Source organism: Vibrio sp. LB10LO1, from assembly GCF_010092875.1.
Lineage (GTDB): Bacteria > Pseudomonadota > Gammaproteobacteria > Enterobacterales > Vibrionaceae > Vibrio > Vibrio campbellii.
On the sequence record NZ_JAADJW010000017.1, the window covers coordinates 76298 to 95893 of the forward strand.

Below are 19596 nucleotides of genomic sequence, written 5' to 3' on the forward strand. Positions count from 1 at the left end.
AGTGCTGCTTTTCGACTTATTGCGGCTAGTAAAAGCTTACCTGACCTATTTTCAATTACATGCGTTTCAGCATATTCAGTGTAATGTTTGCAGAGTTATCTGCGGTGGCTTTCTTCAGATCTGAGTACACAACATCTGCTGAGCCATCCGCTTTATCAGAGATAGTGCGAATCACCACGTAAGGTACATTGAAAGCGTCTGCGACTTGGCCTAGTGCTGCGCCTTCCATTTCTACCGCCATCGCGTTGTATTCTTGGTAAATGCCGGTTACCTTCACTTTGCTCGCGATGAACTGGTCACCTGATGCGATTATGCCTCGATAAACACTTTCTTTCCCAAGTGTGTCAACCGCGGCATCGAACGCATACTTTTGCAGTGTTTTATCAGCGTAGAAGTAGCGCTCTTCATAATCAGGCAGCAAGCCTTTCGGCATGTTAAATGCTGTCAGGTCCACATCGTGTTGCACCAAACGCGTAGAAACGACCACGTCTAGCGGATCCAATTTCGGGTCACTTGCACCAGCAATGCCCGTGAAAATCAGTTGGTCCACACCGAAAGATTCAATCAGAAGGGTTGTCGTCATCGCTGCATTGACTTTACCTACGCCAGATTTTGTCACGACAACGGTTTTACCCTCTAACTCACCCGTGTAAAAGCGATGGCTACCAATTTTTTTTACTTGTTGGTTTTGGATTTTTGGCAATAGCGCTTCAACTTCGACATCCATCGCACCGACAATACCGATGGTCGAACCTGCAACGGAAGGCAGTGAGTACGCAGCAAGCATTAGAGCAAGAGATTTCTTCAACATGGGAATCCTGAAATGTAATACGTGTCACCAAAGTGTGACGCGACGCAGATTATACAACACATTCCAAATCGAGCAATCGTTTGCATTAACTAGGTCGTACTGATTGGCTAAGAAATTCTCAATTAATGAGAAAGACTTAGCCATTTTTGGTTTTCATCGAAGAAGCGACACGCTATTTTTCGCTACCGGTTGACATAACTTACTGAAAGAAAAGTTTATTCTGGTCAACATTTCATAATTTACTTAATTTCTTCTTCAGCAATGTTTCATTTCTAATATGATTTCCGTTTTATTTTTTAATTAAAAATATTATAACTATCCACAAATTTTATTTATTGAGCACCCATTATTAAATACCGTTTTTAATACACTCTGTAATCTTTGATATTCACTTAAGGCGATGCGATCCACTTCCGTAGCAACAGGCGCATTTATTATTGGATACCAATTGACAGACTCTGCTTCTAAGCTCTGAATATCGCCCACCCAATCTGTAACTACATAATAATGAAGCAATTGAAGTTCTTTGGTTGGGTGATATAGAGAACATAAATACCCGCACCTTTGCGGTTTGATATTTAGCTCCTCGTCTAGCTCTCTAAGCAATGTCATTGGTTGGCTTTCACCTTTCTCCATATGCCCACCAGGTATTGCAATCATACCTGGGTCAGAGTCCTTATCCTTCGATCGTGTTTCTAATAACACTTCATCGCCCTTAACTAGGATAAATGATACACACTCATGAACTTCCATCTTCAATGCCTTCTGCTAACGGTTTTATAGCACGCTAACACAAAAAGTTTGGATGATGTGAATGGTGAACACGAATAACTTGACGATATACAACAATCTAGCTGGCCGTTTGGTTGAATATGCTCAGCAATCCATAGTCGCTATCAATACATTAACCTTTATTCAGTCATGATTTGTTACGACTAGGATCACAGTCTAAAAAATTTTTGTCGAATGCCCAGTTAGAAATAAGTCCATTGAATTAAAACAACATTTTTATTCAAACTATAATTAAACGATGTTTTATTAAATATCCTGATCAGTAAATGTTGGTAAACGCAGTTTTATTAATTAGCCAAATCGGCTAGTATTTGTTCTGAAGATTTTTAAAGTCATCGATTAACCTCTCAATGTTGATTAAATTCAGCCAGTTAGTTGGATTATCTTTACTAAATACAAAGTGTATTTGAGTAATAGGTGTCACTACGCATAATAGGCAACATTGAGAATAGAATTAAATTGATGTACATGCTGTATTAGCGACTGCACGAAGCAATCACTAAATTTGTTGCACCAAGAGTTTTATTTAGTACAAATGAAAAAGCTATTATTATTATTGATATGGACATCGTTGGCAGTTTCTCCTTTTGCCTTTGCTCATCATTCAGGTAAAGCGACGGAAACGAAAGCCACTAAACAACTTGTTGAAAAGACATATAAAGAAGCCAAGTTGGAAGGCGTCATTGACTTCAGTTTATTCAATGATGCGTTCTTAGCTTATAAGAAAACCTCAGATCGCAAAAAGCCACTTTTGACCATCATCGATTACAGTAAACCATCTACTGAAAAACGCTTTTATGTGGTCGATTTGGACAAGAAGAAGCTCATTTTTAACACATATGTCTCTCACGGCGTAAACAGCGGCAAGAAGACCGCAACGAAGTTCTCTAATGTTGTGAACTCTCGTAAGACTTCCCTGGGAACATTTTTAACCGATACCACATACTATGGTTCTAACGGTTATTCACTTCGCTTGGATGGACTGACATCAGGGGTGAACGATAAAGCACGAGAACGTTACATCGTGGTTCATGGTGCGGACTACGCGAACCCTTCTTTTATTAAGAAGAATGGTTATCTTGGTCGCAGTTGGGGTTGCCCCGCTCTGCCACAGAAGCTATCACGAGAAATCATCGACACCATTAAAGGTGGCAGTGTTATCTACGCTAGCGCTTAAGGTTTCTTGACCTAATGTTGAAAAGGGAGCTGACACGCTCCCTTTTTTAATGCGACAAAAAACTGTTCATCCTTTCAGCAAGTCGTTAGTATACGCAAGCGCCACCTTCAGGCAGCAAACGAATATCGATTCCATAGTGTGTTAGGGTTAGTTTTGGTTCACGTATTTCGCCTTTTGCTTTTGTTATCACTCTCCCTGTTTTCAGGGCAAATACTTGCAACGCAAAATCAGCAATTCTCAGTAGCCCATTACTCATATTCAGAAAAGCTCCATAAGCTAACCCAATACGATTATCACGCAATAAAAGCGCCTTATCGTGCTTGGAATGGTCGCGACTCTTGGAGTCCAGACGGCTACTTTCGACATCTAAAACGTGATTTACTTGGTTTACTCCCTTGTCGCCGCACATCCGCTAACGATGGTGAGTTACCCCTAAATATTACGCCCGACTATCACCTATTGGTCGCGTTCTTATCTCCATCATTATTGGATATTGCGCTCAAAGCGACGCCTTTACCCGATACTGCCTATGTACTCACACAGACTCGCTCGTACCATCTCGCAGGATGGAAGCAAGCTAATTTACTGTACGTGTTTACACACAGTCGCGACACTTAGTTCGCACATTGACTGTACTGACACAATATGGAAACCGTCAGTACCAGCCATGGATGATCTCATCTGAAGACTGAATTAACTCGAGATCCTGATTATGAAAAAAATCGCGACTATTGCCACTTTGGCGCTTATCACTTTATTCACAACAACAGTGCAAGCAGCAAAACCAGAAGAAATGAGCAACAGCGCTCTGATGGAGTGTGCCAATGCATCTAACACCCGAACTGCGGTTCCTGAGCACCGCGCAATGTTTCGTCATTACTTGATGGCAGAACGTGGTTACACATTCAGCCAGCTATCTTCGGCAGAGACCGAATTCAAAGCAAAAGGCATGGATGAGACCAAGATGGAACAGTTCTACAAAGCTGAGTGTAAGGAAGTAGGCGAATACCTTTACAAGAATGGCTACTGATTCACGCTCATTTCAACTTACGTAGAGAACGAAAAAGGCGCGATCATCGCGCCTTTTTTGCTTTTCAAGCTTCAGGTTTATACGACTATGGCAATTGCGGCGTAGTTTTCGATTTACCCCAAGCCTTACGCACCTTCACCAATACAAAGCTCATAATGGCAATAGTTAGGGTAATCACCGGTGCAGCCATCAATCCCATGGTCACAATCTTGTTAAGCTTCTCTGGCAGTAGAGGCAATAATAAGCCTAAACCACACAGCAGCAGCGTCCATAGAATTGCACTCAACCATGCGAAGTAATGGAACTTACTCACGCGATTAACGCGCAAGCCCATCATTAAAGGCAGCAAAGAGCGAACAACAGGAATAAAACGCGCGCAGAACAATGCAATCAAACCATGCTTACCAAGTAACATGTCAACTTGCTCCAAGCGTTTTGCTGGCACTGCATTTACCCACCCCTGCACCTTTGGTAAGCGGTTTAACCATTTACCTTGTAGGTAAGCAGCCCAGCTGCCCATTGCCGCACTCACCACGATCACCAACATGATCATCACTGGGTCTAGTACGCCCACCGCTGCTAAAGTGCCAGAAAGCACAACAACACTGTCACAAGGGAAAGGTGCCGCGGGAATAAAACCACTCTCGAGAAAAATAAGCGCACCCACTACAAAGTAGATAAGCCCTGCACTACCTGGTGCCATCAGTGCAGTAAAGTCTTGGTGCCACAAAGCAAACAGCACCTGCGTAATTGAATCAAACATAACAAACTCCTAAACATCACAATCAAATTTCGAAAATTAATGAATAGGAATTACCGCGCATGAATAAAGCGATAGATCAGGTTGGATTCTTGCCCTGTCCCCAGCCGATATTTGGAGTGCGAATAAAAAATTTGAATAACAGGCAACGCTACGTCAGTAAACTCGCGTTTGTTGAAATCCTGCACGTCATTTAACCAAAGTGCAGGCAGCACATCGAAATAGTCCGATTCTGGCGATGTATTGGAATGGTTAACGCGGAGTGCGTTGCGGCTGAATAAACTCGCAGCGACTTTACGTGAAGGAGAAAACGGTGCTTTCTCTAGATGTGCCTCTCCATCGATCAATGAAGAGGTGTAACTGACGGCGTAGGAGATTTTTGGTGACGATGAAGCCTGACTCAACCCAAAAGCCATCAGCGCAACAAAGAGTGCTAATACACAGACTAAGTAAGCACGCACAGAATTCACCTAAACCACAACGATACGCTGTTGTAACTCCGTGCGTGCAAATTTGCAATTCAAATTCTTAATCGATAATAAAAAGAGCGTTTTGCAAATGATTATTGGCGCAATTAGACGATAATCTAACCTTGAATTTACTCTTTGCCGTAAGGGTAGTTTTCAAACATTTTCGTGACTTCTTCCGAAATCAACTCTTCGCGTTTTTCAGTACTCATAGACTCGGTGAGTTTACGACTAGAAACCCCCTTCCACACCACTTGATTGGCTTTAGTATCGACAAGCTCAACGACCAATTTGCCGTACTTTTTCTCCTTATAACGCTCTGGGCTGGACGTCACCACACCAAAGCTGTTCCAACCGTAACCTACACTAAAGCTTGAACCAGAAGATACGATCTCCGACTCCTTGATGATGTCGTGGTGCACGTACAGATCCCCCTCGCTTTTCACGCGCGACAATCCTTTGGATTCCAGTTGAGCCGCCAACCCTTGCTCAATGCGACGAGCATCCAAACTGGTTGGGGTGTCTGATTGTTCACCGAAATCAAACGTTTTATAGGATGAGAAATCCGCTTGCTTGTCGACATCGGTCGTTACCGTGGTACAAGCGACCAGCGAGATAGCAAACAGCGTTGCCAATAAACCTTTCCACATACTCTTTCTCCTCTCTATCACGCCGGTCTCTCTCGGCAAGTTGTGGTATTTAATCTTACGAACCTGAGAAAATATTGAATCATTTCAACATTTAGTCTTGACCATGAATGCCAAGTGTTCAAATTCAAGACGTAATAGAGAGTAAGAACAGAGTAAAACACTGATTGAGAAACAAAGTGAAATCGTATTCAGAGCGACATATCGCCAACAGCGCTGTGCGCTTTTTGAACGAATCGGTATTTATTTACTCACTAAGCAACTTATTGAGCAAAAAAGACTTTTCTTTTGCACTCAATCTGGCATATTGAATGAGTCCTATCGATGCGCGGGCATCGTATAATGGCTATTACCTCAGCCTTCCAAGCTGATGATGCGGGTTCGATTCCCGCTGCCCGCTCCAAGCTTTCTCCTTAAGCTAACTTCTTTATCAGTCCCCTAAAATATCCTTTAAATTCGTACTTCATTGCTATCATGCTGTGGCTGTAATCGATCTCTGTATTTGCTACCTCTAACCGCAGGCATAAAAAAGCCCCTGCAGAGTGCAGGGGCACGTCTTCGTTATTATGTTCCCCATATCTTTGGGGTTAATCCAACTGAAGTGTCGTGAACGTGTCGTTTTTCAGCCCGCCACCAGCGCGTTTCTTCATGGTGACCTCAACCGATCGCTTCCCTTCATTGACGCGATAACGTATTGCTTGAGCGAAGTATTTGTCATTTCGCTTCAAGTCTCTAGCATCAATCTTTAACGTACGATTCTGACGATTCACCGTGCAGCGGTAATCCCAATCGTTTTTGCCATTTTTCAAAGCCAGCAAAATACGTTGACCCGATGTTCCCGCGGATTTAATCCCGCGAGGCTGCTTATCTATCGCCAGTGCGAGCCCTGCTTTACACAACTGCTCTGCATTAAAAGCAGGCGTTGCGTTTGCGTACCCAGAGCTGAGCATAGCGGCGGTCATCGTTATGATTGAGAAAACTCGATTAAATGTCATCGTCCGTTCCTTGAAACTTACAAAACACCATACGAATTAAAACAACATCACCGAACTCTGTCAAGCATTAATGGTACGGCGTTTAGTTAATCATTCAGAACCGTTACTCAATTGTATCGGACGGTGGAGCAAACAAGCACCGCCAACGCTGGCGCCAAGACAAATTGGGACGGGTCACCTCTTTGAACATGTCTTTCCATTCCGCGAACGTCACGGTGATAGGGTTAAAGCTGTTAACGGGCTTTGAGATGCCATAACGGACGGTTTCTACTTCTGGCTCGAATGTTCCAAACATGCGATCCCAGATGATCAGCACGCCAGCGTAATTTTTATCAATGTATTGACGATTCACTCCATGATGCACGCGGTGGTGGGATGGTGTATTGAAGACCCACTCCAAAGGTCCAAGGGAACGAATTGACTGAGTATGAACAAAGAATTGCAGACCAAGGTTGAGCAGCACAACAAACACCACCCACTTAGGATCAAAACCAATAATAACCAGTGGTAGCCAGAATAACCACATACCCGCTAATGGGTACATTAGGCTTTGACGAAATGCGGTACTGAAGTTCATACGCTCTGAACTGTGGTGCACCACGTGCGCTGCCCACATCCAACGGATACGATGGCTTGCTCGATGGAACCAGTAATAGAAGAAATCTTGCAATACCATGAGTAAGAGGAAAGTAGAAACCGTCATCTCGATATCAAACAAGCGCCAACCAAACCACCACAAATACAGTTTAGCGATCAGCAGCCCTGTTAAGATATCTGTCGCTTGATGAAGCCCAGCCAACACAAAGTTACACACGACTTCTGGCAAGTAATATCGCGCACTCTCAGGTAATCGACCACCACGTTGCCCAAACCAATATTCTGCCGCAATACAAAGAAAGAATATTGGCGCAAGCAACATCAACAATAAATCAGGATGCTCTGTAATCTGTGACCATTCCATAGTCCGTTCCTACCATTTCGCGTAATGATCTTCGGTGAGTCCCATCACCTCATCGAGTTCGTGTTTAATGCCATTTTCATCAATCAAATAGCCAGAAAAGTAGCCGACAAACTGACGAAAGTTACTCTTCAAAAACCAAAAGTTCTTTTTCTCTGATCGTTGATTTTTAGGCTTGAAGATCAAGTCGATGCGCTTGTCTTGTGAGGTAATTCGCCATGACGCTTCTTGATGCATGCGAGAAAATTCGAAATGTACGGGCGGCATCAAGTGGCGTTCTCCATCAATCCAAATGACGTTTTCACAATTCCCAGTTTCATTCACACCAGCCGCAAGGTTCAGCCCTATGCTTTTGTCCTCACTGCGATGATTGATGCTCGCCCACCGCCAACTGGTCTCTCTGCGCATGTAACCAGCAGAGAAATCATACCCAGCGACTGCGTTGCTTAGATCTTGTGGCTGCCCTTTCACACTCATTTGACCATGTATAGTGAGTGCGTTGTGTTTTTGGGTATAAGTCCAGCCCGAATATGCTGTTGGCGTGCAGAGCATCAAAGGCAAGCTTTCTGACTCAGGTTTTAACCTCAAGTCAGCTTGAATAAGGTCTGTTGAAAGCTGTATGTGCCAGAGTCCATGTTCAATCTTAAATTGAATGGCATCATTAGCGAGATAGGCTTGACTGCTCCAACTAGAAGGTTGTGTTTGATAGCCCATGTTAAGCGGCTTTAGCCACTGCTGCTCAACAAGTTCATGGGTTTCCGTATCGAACACATAGCAAAAGCCAGACGCCAAATAGCGAATATCGGCAATCGCGACGCCAATGATGTATTTATCTGTCACGATCGAGACGAACTGGAACTGCTTGTAGTCGAATCGCTTACGCCAACTCGATGCAGGCAGGTCCATCTCATTAAGATACTGAAACGCATCCAGCTGAAGCGATTCAGGAATCGATGCTAAATGACCAAATTGAGGTAATCCATTCGCTTGAATAAAGGGATTCAAAGGCGTTTGCACATCCATGCTCGCTATTAATCAATGATACACCATTCGATATTAACATTAATTTAACAGCGTACAGCTTGCGCCACTGCACAAGATTGGCCCACATATCGGCGTTAAATAAAAGGAAACGTGAGACCAGTCACCCATATTCAATCTATCAAACGGTTAATTAGAGCTTTAACTTGGGTTTAATAGCAGGCAAAAGTGCCTACCTTCGTAACACTTTTAATGAATCACTCTTCTAATCCAATAACTCTGTCACGACGTCAGTCTTCACAGAGTTGGCAATAAAGCAGTTTTCATGCGCCATATGATGCATTTTTTCTAACTGGTCACGCGTCGGTTGTTTGTCTCCAAAAAAGACAATGTTTGGCCTAAGCGTTACTTTTGAAACCCACTCTTTGCCATTTTCTCCTACAGTCAGCTCGCCCACCGCTTCATCAACGTAGGAATCAATCACATAACGACGCTTAGCAGCAATAGAGAGAAAGACCAGCATATGACAGCTTGAAAGCGCCGCAACAAACGCTTCTTCTGGGTCCACATTCTCTGCTACTGATAAAGGCAGCGGGACAACATGAGGAGATGGTGAAGCAGGAACGCAAAGCCCGCCGTCTAACTGCCAAACGTGCGCTCGGCTGTATTGATTATCACTGAAGATTTCGTCGGTTTGACGCTGCCACTTAATCACTGCGGAGTGTTGACTCATTGAACTTCCCTGCCCTGTCGTCGCGTCCCTAAAAGGAGAAGATGCCAAAAGAGAACTAAGTAAACCACAGTCCGTCGCTTACGCCCACCCACAAGGCAGAAAATACAGCTCTCACACGACTAAATCACTTGATTTGAATCCGCTTGACGCGTCCGACATCGGTCAATCAAGCGTTGCCCTTGGTGTACGTTAACTTGCAATCGGTTAATCAGTTTCTGCAGTTGCTCAATATCAGGTATCTGTTTGTTCTTCACTTGAGTTTCGATTTCTAGAGCCTGATTCGCTAGCGTATCTAATCCAAGGTTCAACGCCATCCCTTTCGTGGTGTGCAAGGTGCTATAAAGTGGCGCTAAGTCTTCAGCCATGAAATACTCAATCAACTCATCAACCGACTTTTCGAAATCGTTCACAATGGTTTCAAGCAAATCCAAACGTGCATCAGGATCTTCTTTCAGCACTTCTAACATCTCTGATTGAGTTAACTCCTCTTCCGTGAGCCTCAGCTTCTCAATCGGTTCACGGTGCAACTCAATCACGTTTTCAGTCTGCTCTAATGCTTCATAATTCTGGACAGGTAAACGTGAAGAGAACTGCTTGAGCGCATCAGAAAAACTCTCACGCTGCAGCGGCTTAGTCAGGACATGGTCTGCGCCCGCTTCAATAAAGTTGTCGTGCGCTTCTCTAAATACATCGGCAGTATAGGCAAACAATACGGTGTTGATACCAAGCCTTTCACGAATAAAGCGCGTCGCCTCAACCCCGCTCATCTCTGGCATATGATTGTCCATCAATATCAGGTCATATTGGTGTTCTTGTGCTTTCTTAATCGCAATCAAACCATTCTCAGCAATCTCAACCGTGTGTCCTAACTTCTCACAAAAGCCTTTCGCCACAATCGCGTTCACTCGATTGTCTTCCGCAAGGAGAATGTGAAGATTACGTTTACTCTCCCGTTGTTGTTTAACTGGGGTGTTTTGTGTTGTTGGCATTTCTTTCTCTATCCAAGGAATAGGAAGCTCCACTACAAACTGAGTCCCAATGCTCTCAACACTTTTGAGTTTAATCTCTCCACTCATCAATTCCGTGAGCTTTTTGACAATCGCAAGACCAAGCCCGGTTCCGCCAAACTTACGCGTGGTAGAAGTATCAGCCTGTTCAAACGAGTTAAAAATACAACCTTGCTTATCTCCCGGAATACCGATACCAGTATCATTGACTGAGATAAGAAGACATCGCTTTTGCTCATCAAGCTCAGTCCGAATCAATACGTGCCCATCGCCAGTAAACTTCACCGCATTGCCTGCGAGATTAAACAAGATCTGGCGGACACGGGCACAATCCCCCTTAAACTCGATAGTGTCAGGCACTTCATTTTCGACATAAAGCTGGATATTTTTCTCTTCAACAAGTGGCTGAATCGCGCTACAAACGGGAGTTAACACTTGCAACAAATTAAAAGGTGCCGCTTCTAAATCCAGTCTATTCTCTTCCACTTTAGAATAATCCAATATGTCATTGAGAATCGTCATCAGGTGCTGGCCGGAGTCCAAGATTATTTTCACATGTTCTTTGGTTGTTTTTTCTTGAGTTTCATTGGCAATGATTTGTGAAATCCCCAATACCCCATTCATTGGTGTTCTTAACTCATGGCTCATGGTCGCTAAGAATTGTGACTTCGCTTTGGCTGCGCGCTCCGCTTTCTCTGTCGCTTCTATTAACTCGTCATTGAGATGTTTGAGCTTATTCACACGATGTTGAGTTTGCAGCACAAACGCCGTCACTAATAAGATAATGGACAGGAGAACAAACAGCCACGTCAGCCTGGATTCACGTTGCGCGATTTCAAGTAACTGATGCTCAGAATACTCAACAAACTCAAAGTAATGGCCTTCTAGAATCCTGTTGGTAAGCAACTCTATCTTGCGCTCGCTTTGGCGCAGTCTATTCAAAAATAATGAGATACTCTGGCTCTGGGGGTTATCGCCTTGTAACGCTGCATTGGTTAAAAAATCAAAATAATGCTCTTCCAACCATATATCATCGGTTTGGGCGCTAAATTGGTCTTTGTAAATGTTATGTAGTGTGAGTAATTCGTATTGATTGGCAACCTGGACACCAATTAGCATGTCTAACGATTGAGTCGCATCTCTAACTTTGCCATCAAATTGAACAACGATACTTTGCGCACGTAACCTAGTGGAAGTGATATCAAACCAAATCGACTGTTTGAAATCAGAAATCAATTGTTCAGAAGCAAGCTCTAGCTCAACTAAACTATGCGTGATTTCATAATTCCTCCGCTCTCGGATCGAGTAGGGATTAACCACGCTATCCCGAGCCTCTATCAAATGGTGACCAATCTCAGAAAGCGATGTGTGTACCGCTTGAGTATTTCTTGAATTAACATGAGTCATGCACGCCAGAACCACCATCACGGTAATAATGACGAACAAGGCGGCGTTAGCTAAGCGAAATTTATTCATTTTCAAACACCTCCAAAATTGCAGGCCTTGGGGTGCTTAACGTCATGAGGAAGGCTTCGATATCTGCCACTTTGTCGTCGCTCATCGTTACCCCCAACTGGACCTGCGACATAATTTGAATAGCATCCGATAGTTTATCAACTTGCCCATTGTGAAAATAAGGCCCGGTTTGCCCCACATTTCGCAAGCTTGCCACACGAAAATAGAATTTATCCTCTCCATCAGAGGTTCTTAAATGTCGCCCCGTATCAAGATTTTTTTCTCGCGTTTGAAAATAACTAAACTGCTGAATCATGGACCCGCCAATATTCCGCCCCTGGTGGCACTGAACACAGCCCACTTGCTGAAAGGCCTCCCACCCTCTTATTGACTGTTCATTCATAGCGTCCGTATCACCACGTAAATACACATCAAATGGAGAGCTTGGCGTCTGGAGCCCTTTAACAAACTCCACAATTGCAAGCTTAATGTTGGTCACATTAATGCGTTTACCCGCTTGCCCAAATAGAGATTTATATACCGAATTAGCTTGAACATACTTTTCTATCTCTTCCCAATTAGAATCCATTTCTAAAGGGTTTTGGACAGGTCCGTCGATTTGAGCCATCAACGAATTTGCTGTGCCATCCCACAGGAACCGATAATTTAAAGCCGCGTTAAAAACGGAGATTGAATTACAAGTGCCAACGCCATGTACTCCAGTAGAAACTTGCGTCTGTTCTGCACCATTAGTGGATAGGTTATGGCAGGTTTCACAACTGATCTTGCCATTAGATGACAGTTTTGGGTCCCTGAATAAATGCCAGCCAACACGGGCCAGTTGAAAGTCAACCTTGGGATTGCCTTCGAGAGGAGGAACTAAGTTAATATTGATTTTTGTATTTTGTACTCCTGCTAAAGTTGAAGCGCTAAAACTCATTAACAAACATCCACATAGCACTTTAGTAGTAAGCTTTATCTTCATAGCTGGGGTTTCCTTACCCGACCTCTTAATATGAACTTAGTTGCTTTCTGGCTTTTTTCCATTACCTCCTATTTAGATATTGAATCCCCTCTCATAAGTCATTGATTACTATGGTCTCGAACTCGTTTAATTCACTCACTTGAATATCAAACGTCACTTGTCGACAAGACAAACATCCTTGATTGGCGAATAACGGTGAAAAGCTATACGATTCCGCCCCCTTTTTTGACTCGCGCCCTACTTGGAAAAATAAAACCTTGAAACTGTTTGCCTCAATCGCAGCATTGCTTATCACTTTCTCTTTCAGTGCTTTAGCGGAAGATTTCCTAAGCAAGAATGACCGATTGTTTCTCGACAACCAAAAGAGCGTGAAGGTTGGCGTTCTTGCAGGTGATTGGCTCCCTTATTGGGGAAACTTAGAATCGAAAGAAGGCATCAACATCGAGTATGCAGAAAGCATGTTGCACGATCTGCACATTGACGCCGAGTATGTTCCCTACTTTAGCCTCGATACCCTTTTTAATGGCTTAGAAAACGGCGAGATTGATCTCACCGTTGGCTTTGTTGCAACCCAAAAAAGAGCGGAGCGCTTTCTGTTCTCTGAGCCGATTTTTCAGACTTTACGCTTAGTTTGGTTGCGTGACGTTGCTTTGGAAAATACTCCGCTCAGCGAACTCAAGTGGGTTTGCGTCAAGGACTCAAGTGCCTGTGACCAGATTGAAACTCTCGGCTTTGAGCATGTTCATACCGTGCGCAACAGCGTCATGATGACAACGTCGTTAAATACCGGGGCAGCTGATGCAGCAGTTGTAGGCCTGTCTACGCTTAGCTCTTATGGTTTTAAAAACCCTCATGGCGAACTCACAGGTAAAGTGGTCTATGACAAAGCCCTCACGCCTGGCGCTGTCACTATCTTCACGGGGAAAGAATCTCAACAATTGATGGGCATTATCAACAAATACATCAAACACTCTAAAGATTCCAAACACAGCCGTATGCATATTGAAGCGAACATCAACGTGTTGCACAACGAGTTAATGCTGGAGATTTTGGAGCAACAAAATGGCCGACAAACCGTTCGCTACACCATTAAAGACAATGTATACCCACTGTCTTACACTGACCCAAAAACCAAAGAGGTGAAAGGTTATGTGCACGATTTGATGAAGCTGCTCGAACAAAAGAGCATGCTCAAATTTGAGTACATTCATCCTAACGGCAGAGATGTGGATTTAATGCTTCAGGAGCATATTGTTGATGTGCTCCCGACACGAAACATCGCAATTACTGACAAAAAACGTTTTATTGCGACACGTTCGTTCGGAGTTCTTCAGTATGGGTATATCGAATCACTGAACAAACAAGCACAAAAAAGCGTCGGTATTTTAGACCGTGCGGGAAATTTCTATCCGCACTTTTTAGGTAACCCTGCGTATGCCTCTTCTCCTGTTTACCGTGATTTTAAAAGCCTTAGTAAGGCATTAGAAGATGGGAAAATCTCCCATGCCTTCGTCAATCAAAATTTGATTGATCACCATTTTTATAAAGGGCAAGGGACGCAGTTTAAAGCAGTGGCACCACCGGACGATATGGAATTGGGGGTGGCATTGGGTATGGAGTTAAGGAAGGACTCTGAGTTTCTACACAGAGTGTTGGATACCGTACTTCAAGTCACCACCAAAGAAGAACTTCAACAGCTCAAAGAACGACATGAAAAAGTAACGGTTAATTACGGTATTGAGAAAGAGATCGTCGTCATTTCAGCATTGGCTGGCGTCTGTATTTTGTTAATTGCGGTGCTGATTTACATCGTTAGAACTGGCCACCTGACTCGTACCATTAAACGCAAAGAATACGAAACTCAGATTCGCCAAAAGCAGAACAAGTGGCTATCGTCTGTACTGGATCAGCTGCCTAATAAGATCTTGATATCTGATGAAAATAATAAGCAGATTCTGGCCAATAAACCGTTCATCAACATGCTTTCGCGCTGCAATGTAGATAAAGGCATTACAGACCAAGAACGAGAGCAAGTGCTTGATCTTACGAGAGAGTGTGTGAGCTCAGATTCAGAAAGTACGGAAACATCTTTATGCTCTTTGGGCGACAAGCACTACCGTGTGCGTCAGCAGACCCTACTCCATCCAGAGGAAGGGACTCAATACCGGATGACGGTGTTTGATGACATCAGTGAACTAAAACAGAAAGAGACGGCGTTGAAAGCATCAAACTTGAAAGCCATGCAAGCGATCGAGGCTCGCGAACACTTTCTTGCGGTCGTCAGCCACGAGCTCCGTACCCCAATCGCAGCAATGATGGGATTAATGGAGTTATTAGAGCAAGATTTAGAACGTAAAGAGAGCAAAGAGTTGTTGAAGAGCGCAATGCAATCAGCAGAGCGATTACAGTTGCAAGTTAATGACATTTTGGATTTCTCAAAAATTGATGCAAACCAACTTCAGTTAGATGTTCACAAAGGCAATGTTTATCAAGAGCTTGGGGCAACACTAAGAAGCTTTGAAAAAATCATCGAACGGAAGTCATTGGCGTTTGAGTTGAACTGGACTCCGACACCTCATGCTTTAGTGGCTTTGGATTGGTTGCGCGTCAACCAAATCATCAACAACCTATTGAGTAATGCGGTGAAGTTCACAGAGGAAGGTAAGGTTATCGTGAGTGTGCATGTCAGCCCAAGCCAACTTGAATTCAAAGTACAAGACACGGGATGCGGGATGAACAATGCCCAGTTAGCCACCCTGTTCCAGCCTTTTGTTCAGGGGGACAAAAGCACCAGTCGCCGTTTCGGAGGCACAGGCCTTGGCATGTCTATCGTCAAAAGCTTGGTCGACATAATGGAAGGCACCATTGAGGTTGACAGCCAAACAGAACAAGGCACAACCATCACAGTACGCTTGCCAATGATCAGTCAACCACTCGATATGACGGCGCTAATTCCGGTCTATACCGAAGACAAACAAGTTCAGCGGTGGTTAAACACATGGCAAGTCACTCTGGATGAGTTTGAAAGCAAGCATCACGTGATCGAGCTGGAACCACATTACTCCAACGTATATCCCGATTTAATTTTGCAGAAGCTAAACGGTGAAGTGATAACGCAAACCCACTCAGCACAGACAGCAGAATACCAGTGGGACGGACGCGTGTTAGTCGTCGATGATGATGCGATCAACCGACTATTGTTCAAGCGTCAATTTGAAAAGCTGGGGGTCAATTGCCAGCTTGCTGCAAGTGGCTTAGAAGCGATTGAAGCGCTAGAACAAGCACAAAGCGACAACGAACTGGCACCCTTTAATTTGGTGATTACCGACTGTCACATGCCGGATATGGACGGTTACCAACTGACTCAAGCTCTCAAGGCAAATAAGGTTCTCGCGTCCATTCCTGTCGTGACTTGTACGGCAGAGAATTCACGAAACGTGATTGAAAAAGCAGAACAAAGCGGCATTGAAACCGTGTTGTTTAAGCCATACACCCTGAGCGAACTACAAGCCTTGTGTGAGCAATACTTATCAAGAGTCATTAACGCAGAGTCCCAAGAGGATTGGCTTGAAGCCTATAGCTATGAAGAAAGACTCGAGATGGCACAAGTGATATGTGAAGCACTAAACAATGACATCGCACTGATTCACTCTGGAGAGGAAAGCCTTAAGTCAGTGGCACACCGAATTAAAGGATCAGCGGCCGCCCTCAACTTAACCCAACTTGGGTATGCGGCAATGCAATGTGAATATTTGGTAGGTAGCGAACAAGAAGTTCAGGCTCGCACGGCACTTATCAGCGAATTAGAAACCATCGTCAGCACGACACAGCAGTGGCTGAATATGAATGAGAGCAATTAAATGAACGTTTTGATTGTAGAAGATGATCGATTACAAGCAACCAATCTTAAGATTTTGCTCAATCGTCTATTTGAAGGCACGATTACCGTCGTCCATCGAGGCTCAGAAGTCGCGACCGTTTGCGAGGCCCAACCAATCGATGTGATGTTCTGCGATATTGACTTACCAGATATCAATGGGGTGAACCTACTTTCCACCCTTGCAGAAAGCTCACGTCCAAAAGGCGTGGTGATTTTGAGTGCGATGACCCAAGACGTGCTCGAAATTACCTACAACATGTGCTTATCTGCGGGCTACGGGTTTGTTCGCGCATTAACTAAACCCATTTCTAATCAGCAACTCACTCAGATCTTCGGCGAGTTCAAACAATACTTATCGCAAGAACAATTCGTGAGCTTGCCTGTGTTAATGAATGACGACGAAATTGACACTGCCTTCAATGAGGGCAGGTTTATCAATTACTACCAACCACAATACTCAACGTCGGATAACCAACTGATTGGAGTCGAAGCATTAGTACGTTGCCGTCACCCCAAGCACGGCATTATTGCACCTGCGCAGTTTATTACTGAGATTCAGGTTCGTAATGAGTTGGATAAACTGTTCTGGATTGTGCTAGAGAACGCGCTTCAAGACATGTCCACACTGAAAGTAACCATCAACTTATCAGTCAACATGAACCAAAAGACGCTCAAGCAACCTATGAGTGAGCGACTATTTGCGTTGTGCGAACAATACCAAATAGCACCTGAACGCATCACGCTTGAACTGACCGAAGACGAAGTGTACGACTGCAGCGTCACGTCGCTAGCCAACCTCGCCAACTTACGTTTAAGAGGCGTTGGCTTAGCCATTGACGACTTTGGAACCGGCTACTCGTCCCTGAGCCAGTTAGCAACGCTGCCTTATACAGAATTAAAGATTGACCGCCAATTTATCAAAGATGCATTAACCAACTTCAAGAGCCAACAGCTCACTATTTCGAGCCTACACCTAGCAAAGTCATTAGGACTTAAATCGGTGGCAGAAGGTGTAGAAGATGATGAAACATTGGCGTATTTGCGCGAACTTGGCGTGGAACTTTACCAAGGATTTGTTCGCTGCCGCCCTATCCCCTTTGAACAATTGGAAACGTTGATCTAATTCGAACGTTGCGGCTGTTTGCTATCAGCCGCAACGCTCATTTTCTGAGTCCTTTTTAAATGAACACCAAATCTTTCTCACAGTACAATGTGTTAATTGTCGATGATGCGCCTATCGTGGTGCTGACACTGCGTAACATGCTGACCAAGCTTGGCTTTTCTGATAAACGCATATTCACAGCTCGCTTAGCAAAGGGGGCAGTTTCTATTGCTCAGCAAGAGCGCATTGACCTGATCATTTGTGACTACAACTTCGGTCGAGGCATGAACGGCAAACAGCTGTTTGAAGAGCTTAAGCACCTCAAATTACTCAACCATGACACCGTATTTATTCTTGTAACGGGTGAGAACTCTGCGACCATCGTACGTGCCATCATTGAGCTGAAGCCGGACGAGTACCTGCTCAAACCTTTCAACTCCATCACGTTGCGAGAACGTATCTCAGCCGCAGTGAAGCGTAAGAGCCTCTTACAGACCATCTATCAAGCAGAGCTCAGCAACGATGCGCACGCAGGATTAGAAGCATGTGATGAGCTGACACCATTTCATTCTGAGTATTTTTTCATTATCGAAAAGTTTCGGGCCGACTTCTTAACGCGTTTGAAACTGCATCAAGAAGCCAAAGTCGTTTACGAGCAAGTCATTGAACGTAAAGACGTTAACTGGGCAAAAATCGGCTTAGCAAACACGCTAGTCACACTGGGTGAACACGACGAAGCACAACGCCTAGTACGTGCCTTGTTAGAAGAGTCACCAAACAACGTAGATATACGCGAGTGCGCGGCTAACTTCAGCATGCTTAACCGAGAAGTACCAAGTGCAATTAGGCATTTGGAGTTGGCAAACAGCTTGGTTGAAGGCAATTCGGAGCGTGAATTGGTGATCGTCAATTTATGCTTGGCGGAACATGACTATCATTCTGCGTTAAAGCACTACCATGCATACATGGAGATCAACAAAGACACTTACCGCAACAATACCTTTGCCAAGCTCAACATGATTCGAATCTTGCTCTATTGTGTGCGTAAACTTGAAGGTAGAGAGGATCTTCTTGTTCAAGCCAAAAACTTATTTAAGTCGATCACGAGCGGACCAGAAAACAAGGCAATTCAAGACGAGCTCGACTTGATCGCTGCGCACATTGCCATTGAAGAAAACCAGTACGTTGCAGCGTTTAAAGTGCTCAGTGATTTGTATCGACGTAAGCCCTTCGCTCACTTTTATGCGCAATTTCACCTAGCGTGGTTGCTGCATGAGATGAACTTTGAATCGGAGTTTTCCAACGCCATTACTTGGTGTTTTGAGAATCTACAAACCGACTCAAGCGACACGATTCTTTCGAGTAAGATTACCCTTGGTCGCGCCCTAGAAACGGACAATGCAGAACGCCAAACTTGGATGCAAGAGCAATACAGAAAAATCCGAGCGGCAGAACAGGACTATCAAGCCTTGATTGATGCTTTGATTGAGCTACAGGCCCGTTGTCCATTACTACGCACGGTGTGCATCAACATCATTAAAGTGCTGACGCGAGCCTTTCCAAGCAACAAGTCATCGTTGGAAGTCGAAGTGTTGATCAAACGATGCGATAACATCGTTAAACAATTGGTTTCTCGTGAGGAACTAGAGCAAAGTGGTTATGACAAGTTCCTCTTCCTCGCTCAAGATCGCTGTCAACACATGTCAGTGGTAAACAGCCACCTTCCAGAACCAGAACTGGCAAACTAGACAGGCAAAAAGGGGCACGATGCCCCTTTCATTTCGGATTACAGGTTGAAGAAACGGTTAATCCAAGT

17 protein-coding genes and 1 tRNA gene are annotated in these 19596 nt (G+C 44.2%); 6 read left to right on the forward strand and 12 right to left on the reverse strand.

Features of this window, described 5'->3' with window-relative positions; translation table 11 throughout:
* Nucleotides 1-55 precede the first annotated feature (55 nt).
* On the reverse strand, nucleotides 56-811 hold the full coding sequence (locus GXP65_RS13975) for a 5'-methylthioadenosine/adenosylhomocysteine nucleosidase (RefSeq protein WP_005431866.1): 756 nt from the start codon (nucleotides 809-811) through the stop codon (nucleotides 56-58).
* A gap of 315 nt (nucleotides 812-1126) precedes the next feature.
* Nucleotides 1127-1564 carry an NUDIX domain-containing protein gene (locus tag GXP65_RS13980; RefSeq protein WP_162093093.1) on the reverse strand — a complete coding sequence of 146 codons (438 nt, stop codon included), beginning with the start codon at nucleotides 1562-1564 and terminating at the stop codon, nucleotides 1127-1129.
* 574 nt (nucleotides 1565-2138) lie between these two features.
* Here GXP65_RS13980 and GXP65_RS13985 point away from each other — a divergent pair.
* On the forward strand, nucleotides 2139-2780 hold the full coding sequence (locus GXP65_RS13985; RefSeq protein WP_038888350.1) for a murein L,D-transpeptidase catalytic domain family protein: 642 nt from the start codon (nucleotides 2139-2141) through the stop codon (nucleotides 2778-2780).
* A gap of 85 nt (nucleotides 2781-2865) precedes the next feature.
* Here the strand turns inward: GXP65_RS13985 and GXP65_RS13990 are convergent, their stop codons facing one another.
* Nucleotides 2866-3081, reverse strand: coding sequence for a hypothetical protein (locus tag GXP65_RS13990; RefSeq protein WP_162093062.1), 216 nt, complete (start codon nucleotides 3079-3081; stop codon nucleotides 2866-2868).
* A 411-nt stretch (nucleotides 3082-3492) separates the two neighbouring features.
* Here GXP65_RS13990 and GXP65_RS13995 point away from each other — a divergent pair, with 411 nt between their 5' ends.
* Nucleotides 3493-3810, forward strand: coding sequence for a hypothetical protein (locus tag GXP65_RS13995; RefSeq protein ID WP_050910282.1), 318 nt, complete (start codon nucleotides 3493-3495; stop codon nucleotides 3808-3810).
* Between the two features lie 85 nt (nucleotides 3811-3895).
* On the opposite strand, the gene GXP65_RS14000 is transcribed toward GXP65_RS13995, so the two are convergent.
* The 3 genes from GXP65_RS14000 to GXP65_RS14010 form a co-directional block, all read right to left on the reverse strand.
* The gene (locus GXP65_RS14000) at nucleotides 3896-4573 is read right to left on the reverse strand and encodes a DedA family protein (RefSeq protein WP_005431873.1); all 678 of its coding nucleotides are present in this window, start codon (nucleotides 4571-4573) and stop codon (nucleotides 3896-3898) included.
* Nucleotides 4574-4623: 50 nt separating this feature from the next.
* The gene (locus GXP65_RS14005) at nucleotides 4624-5031 is read right to left on the reverse strand and encodes a hypothetical protein (protein ID WP_162093094.1); all 408 of its coding nucleotides are present in this window, start codon (nucleotides 5029-5031) and stop codon (nucleotides 4624-4626) included.
* Nucleotides 5032-5168: 137 nt separating this feature from the next.
* Nucleotides 5169-5687, reverse strand: a complete 519-nt coding sequence (locus GXP65_RS14010; RefSeq protein ID WP_162093095.1) for a DUF4136 domain-containing protein — start codon at nucleotides 5685-5687, stop codon at nucleotides 5169-5171.
* A gap of 325 nt (nucleotides 5688-6012) precedes the next feature.
* On the opposite strand from GXP65_RS14010, the gene GXP65_RS14015 reads away from it, so the two are divergent.
* Nucleotides 6013-6087 (forward strand) — tRNA-Gly (locus GXP65_RS14015).
* A gap of 184 nt (nucleotides 6088-6271) precedes the next feature.
* Here GXP65_RS14015 and GXP65_RS14020 read toward each other — a convergent pair.
* From GXP65_RS14020 to GXP65_RS14045, 6 genes are all read right to left on the reverse strand, one after another.
* Entirely contained in the window at nucleotides 6272-6679 is a 408-nt protein-coding gene (locus GXP65_RS14020; protein WP_045403205.1) for a hypothetical protein, read from the reverse strand.
* A 103-nt stretch (nucleotides 6680-6782) separates the two neighbouring features.
* Complete coding sequence (locus tag GXP65_RS14025; protein ID WP_005452272.1) at nucleotides 6783-7640, reverse strand: sterol desaturase family protein; 858 nt, start codon at nucleotides 7638-7640, stop codon at nucleotides 6783-6785.
* 9 nt (nucleotides 7641-7649) lie between these two features.
* Entirely contained in the window at nucleotides 7650-8660 is a 1011-nt protein-coding gene (locus GXP65_RS14030; RefSeq protein ID WP_162093096.1) for a DUF2804 domain-containing protein, read from the reverse strand.
* 223 nt (nucleotides 8661-8883) lie between these two features.
* Nucleotides 8884-9351 (reverse strand): OsmC family protein, encoded by a 468-nt coding sequence (locus GXP65_RS14035; RefSeq protein WP_162093097.1) that lies wholly within the window; start codon nucleotides 9349-9351, stop codon nucleotides 8884-8886.
* 119 nt (nucleotides 9352-9470) lie between these two features.
* Nucleotides 9471-11834, reverse strand: a complete 2364-nt coding sequence (locus GXP65_RS14040) for an ATP-binding protein (RefSeq protein ID WP_162093098.1) — start codon at nucleotides 11832-11834, stop codon at nucleotides 9471-9473.
* Nucleotides 11827-12798 carry a cytochrome c peroxidase gene (locus GXP65_RS14045; protein WP_162093099.1) on the reverse strand — a complete coding sequence of 324 codons (972 nt, stop codon included), beginning with the start codon at nucleotides 12796-12798 and terminating at the stop codon, nucleotides 11827-11829. Before GXP65_RS14045 ends, GXP65_RS14040 begins: the two co-directional genes overlap by 8 nt.
* Before the next feature lie 257 nt (nucleotides 12799-13055).
* Between GXP65_RS14045 and GXP65_RS14050 the strand changes: the two genes are divergently transcribed.
* From GXP65_RS14050 to GXP65_RS14060, 3 genes are read left to right on the forward strand one after another with little or no spacing between them, the layout of a single operon-like run.
* Nucleotides 13056-16658 carry a transporter substrate-binding domain-containing protein gene (locus GXP65_RS14050; RefSeq protein ID WP_162093100.1) on the forward strand — a complete coding sequence of 1201 codons (3603 nt, stop codon included), beginning with the start codon at nucleotides 13056-13058 and terminating at the stop codon, nucleotides 16656-16658.
* Nucleotides 16659-17801 (forward strand): EAL domain-containing response regulator, encoded by a 1143-nt coding sequence (locus GXP65_RS14055; RefSeq protein WP_162093101.1) that lies wholly within the window; start codon nucleotides 16659-16661, stop codon nucleotides 17799-17801.
* Between the two features lie 59 nt (nucleotides 17802-17860).
* The gene (locus tag GXP65_RS14060) at nucleotides 17861-19528 is read left to right on the forward strand and encodes a response regulator (protein WP_162093102.1); all 1668 of its coding nucleotides are present in this window, start codon (nucleotides 17861-17863) and stop codon (nucleotides 19526-19528) included.
* Nucleotides 19529-19596: the final 68 nt, after the last annotated feature.

What these genes read in the sequence shown, in the direction of transcription:
- GXP65_RS13985 (WP_038888350.1), top strand. Translation starts at nt 2,139, where the DNA reads ATGAAAAAGCTATTATTATTATTGATATGGACATCGTTGGCAGTTTCT.
- GXP65_RS13980 (WP_162093093.1), bottom strand. Translation starts at nt 1,564, where the DNA reads ATGGAAGTTCATGAGTGTGTATCATTTATCCTAGTTAAGGGCGATGAA.
- GXP65_RS13975 (WP_005431866.1), bottom strand. Translation starts at nt 811, where the DNA reads ATGTTGAAGAAATCTCTTGCTCTAATGCTTGCTGCGTACTCACTGCCT.
- GXP65_RS14040 (WP_162093098.1), bottom strand. Translation starts at nt 11,834, where the DNA reads ATGAATAAATTTCGCTTAGCTAACGCCGCCTTGTTCGTCATTATTACC.
- GXP65_RS14020 (WP_045403205.1), bottom strand. Translation starts at nt 6,679, where the DNA reads ATGACATTTAATCGAGTTTTCTCAATCATAACGATGACCGCCGCTATG.
- GXP65_RS14030 (WP_162093096.1), bottom strand. Translation starts at nt 8,660, where the DNA reads ATGGATGTGCAAACGCCTTTGAATCCCTTTATTCAAGCGAATGGATTA.
- GXP65_RS14010 (WP_162093095.1), bottom strand. Translation starts at nt 5,687, where the DNA reads ATGTGGAAAGGTTTATTGGCAACGCTGTTTGCTATCTCGCTGGTCGCT.
- GXP65_RS14035 (WP_162093097.1), bottom strand. Translation starts at nt 9,351, where the DNA reads ATGAGTCAACACTCCGCAGTGATTAAGTGGCAGCGTCAAACCGACGAA.
- GXP65_RS14045 (WP_162093099.1), bottom strand. Translation starts at nt 12,798, where the DNA reads ATGAAGATAAAGCTTACTACTAAAGTGCTATGTGGATGTTTGTTAATG.
- GXP65_RS13995 (WP_050910282.1), top strand. Translation starts at nt 3,493, where the DNA reads ATGAAAAAAATCGCGACTATTGCCACTTTGGCGCTTATCACTTTATTC.
- GXP65_RS14025 (WP_005452272.1), bottom strand. Translation starts at nt 7,640, where the DNA reads ATGGAATGGTCACAGATTACAGAGCATCCTGATTTATTGTTGATGTTG.
- GXP65_RS14060 (WP_162093102.1), top strand. Translation starts at nt 17,861, where the DNA reads ATGAACACCAAATCTTTCTCACAGTACAATGTGTTAATTGTCGATGAT.
- GXP65_RS14055 (WP_162093101.1), top strand. Translation starts at nt 16,659, where the DNA reads ATGAACGTTTTGATTGTAGAAGATGATCGATTACAAGCAACCAATCTT.
- GXP65_RS14000 (WP_005431873.1), bottom strand. Translation starts at nt 4,573, where the DNA reads ATGTTTGATTCAATTACGCAGGTGCTGTTTGCTTTGTGGCACCAAGAC.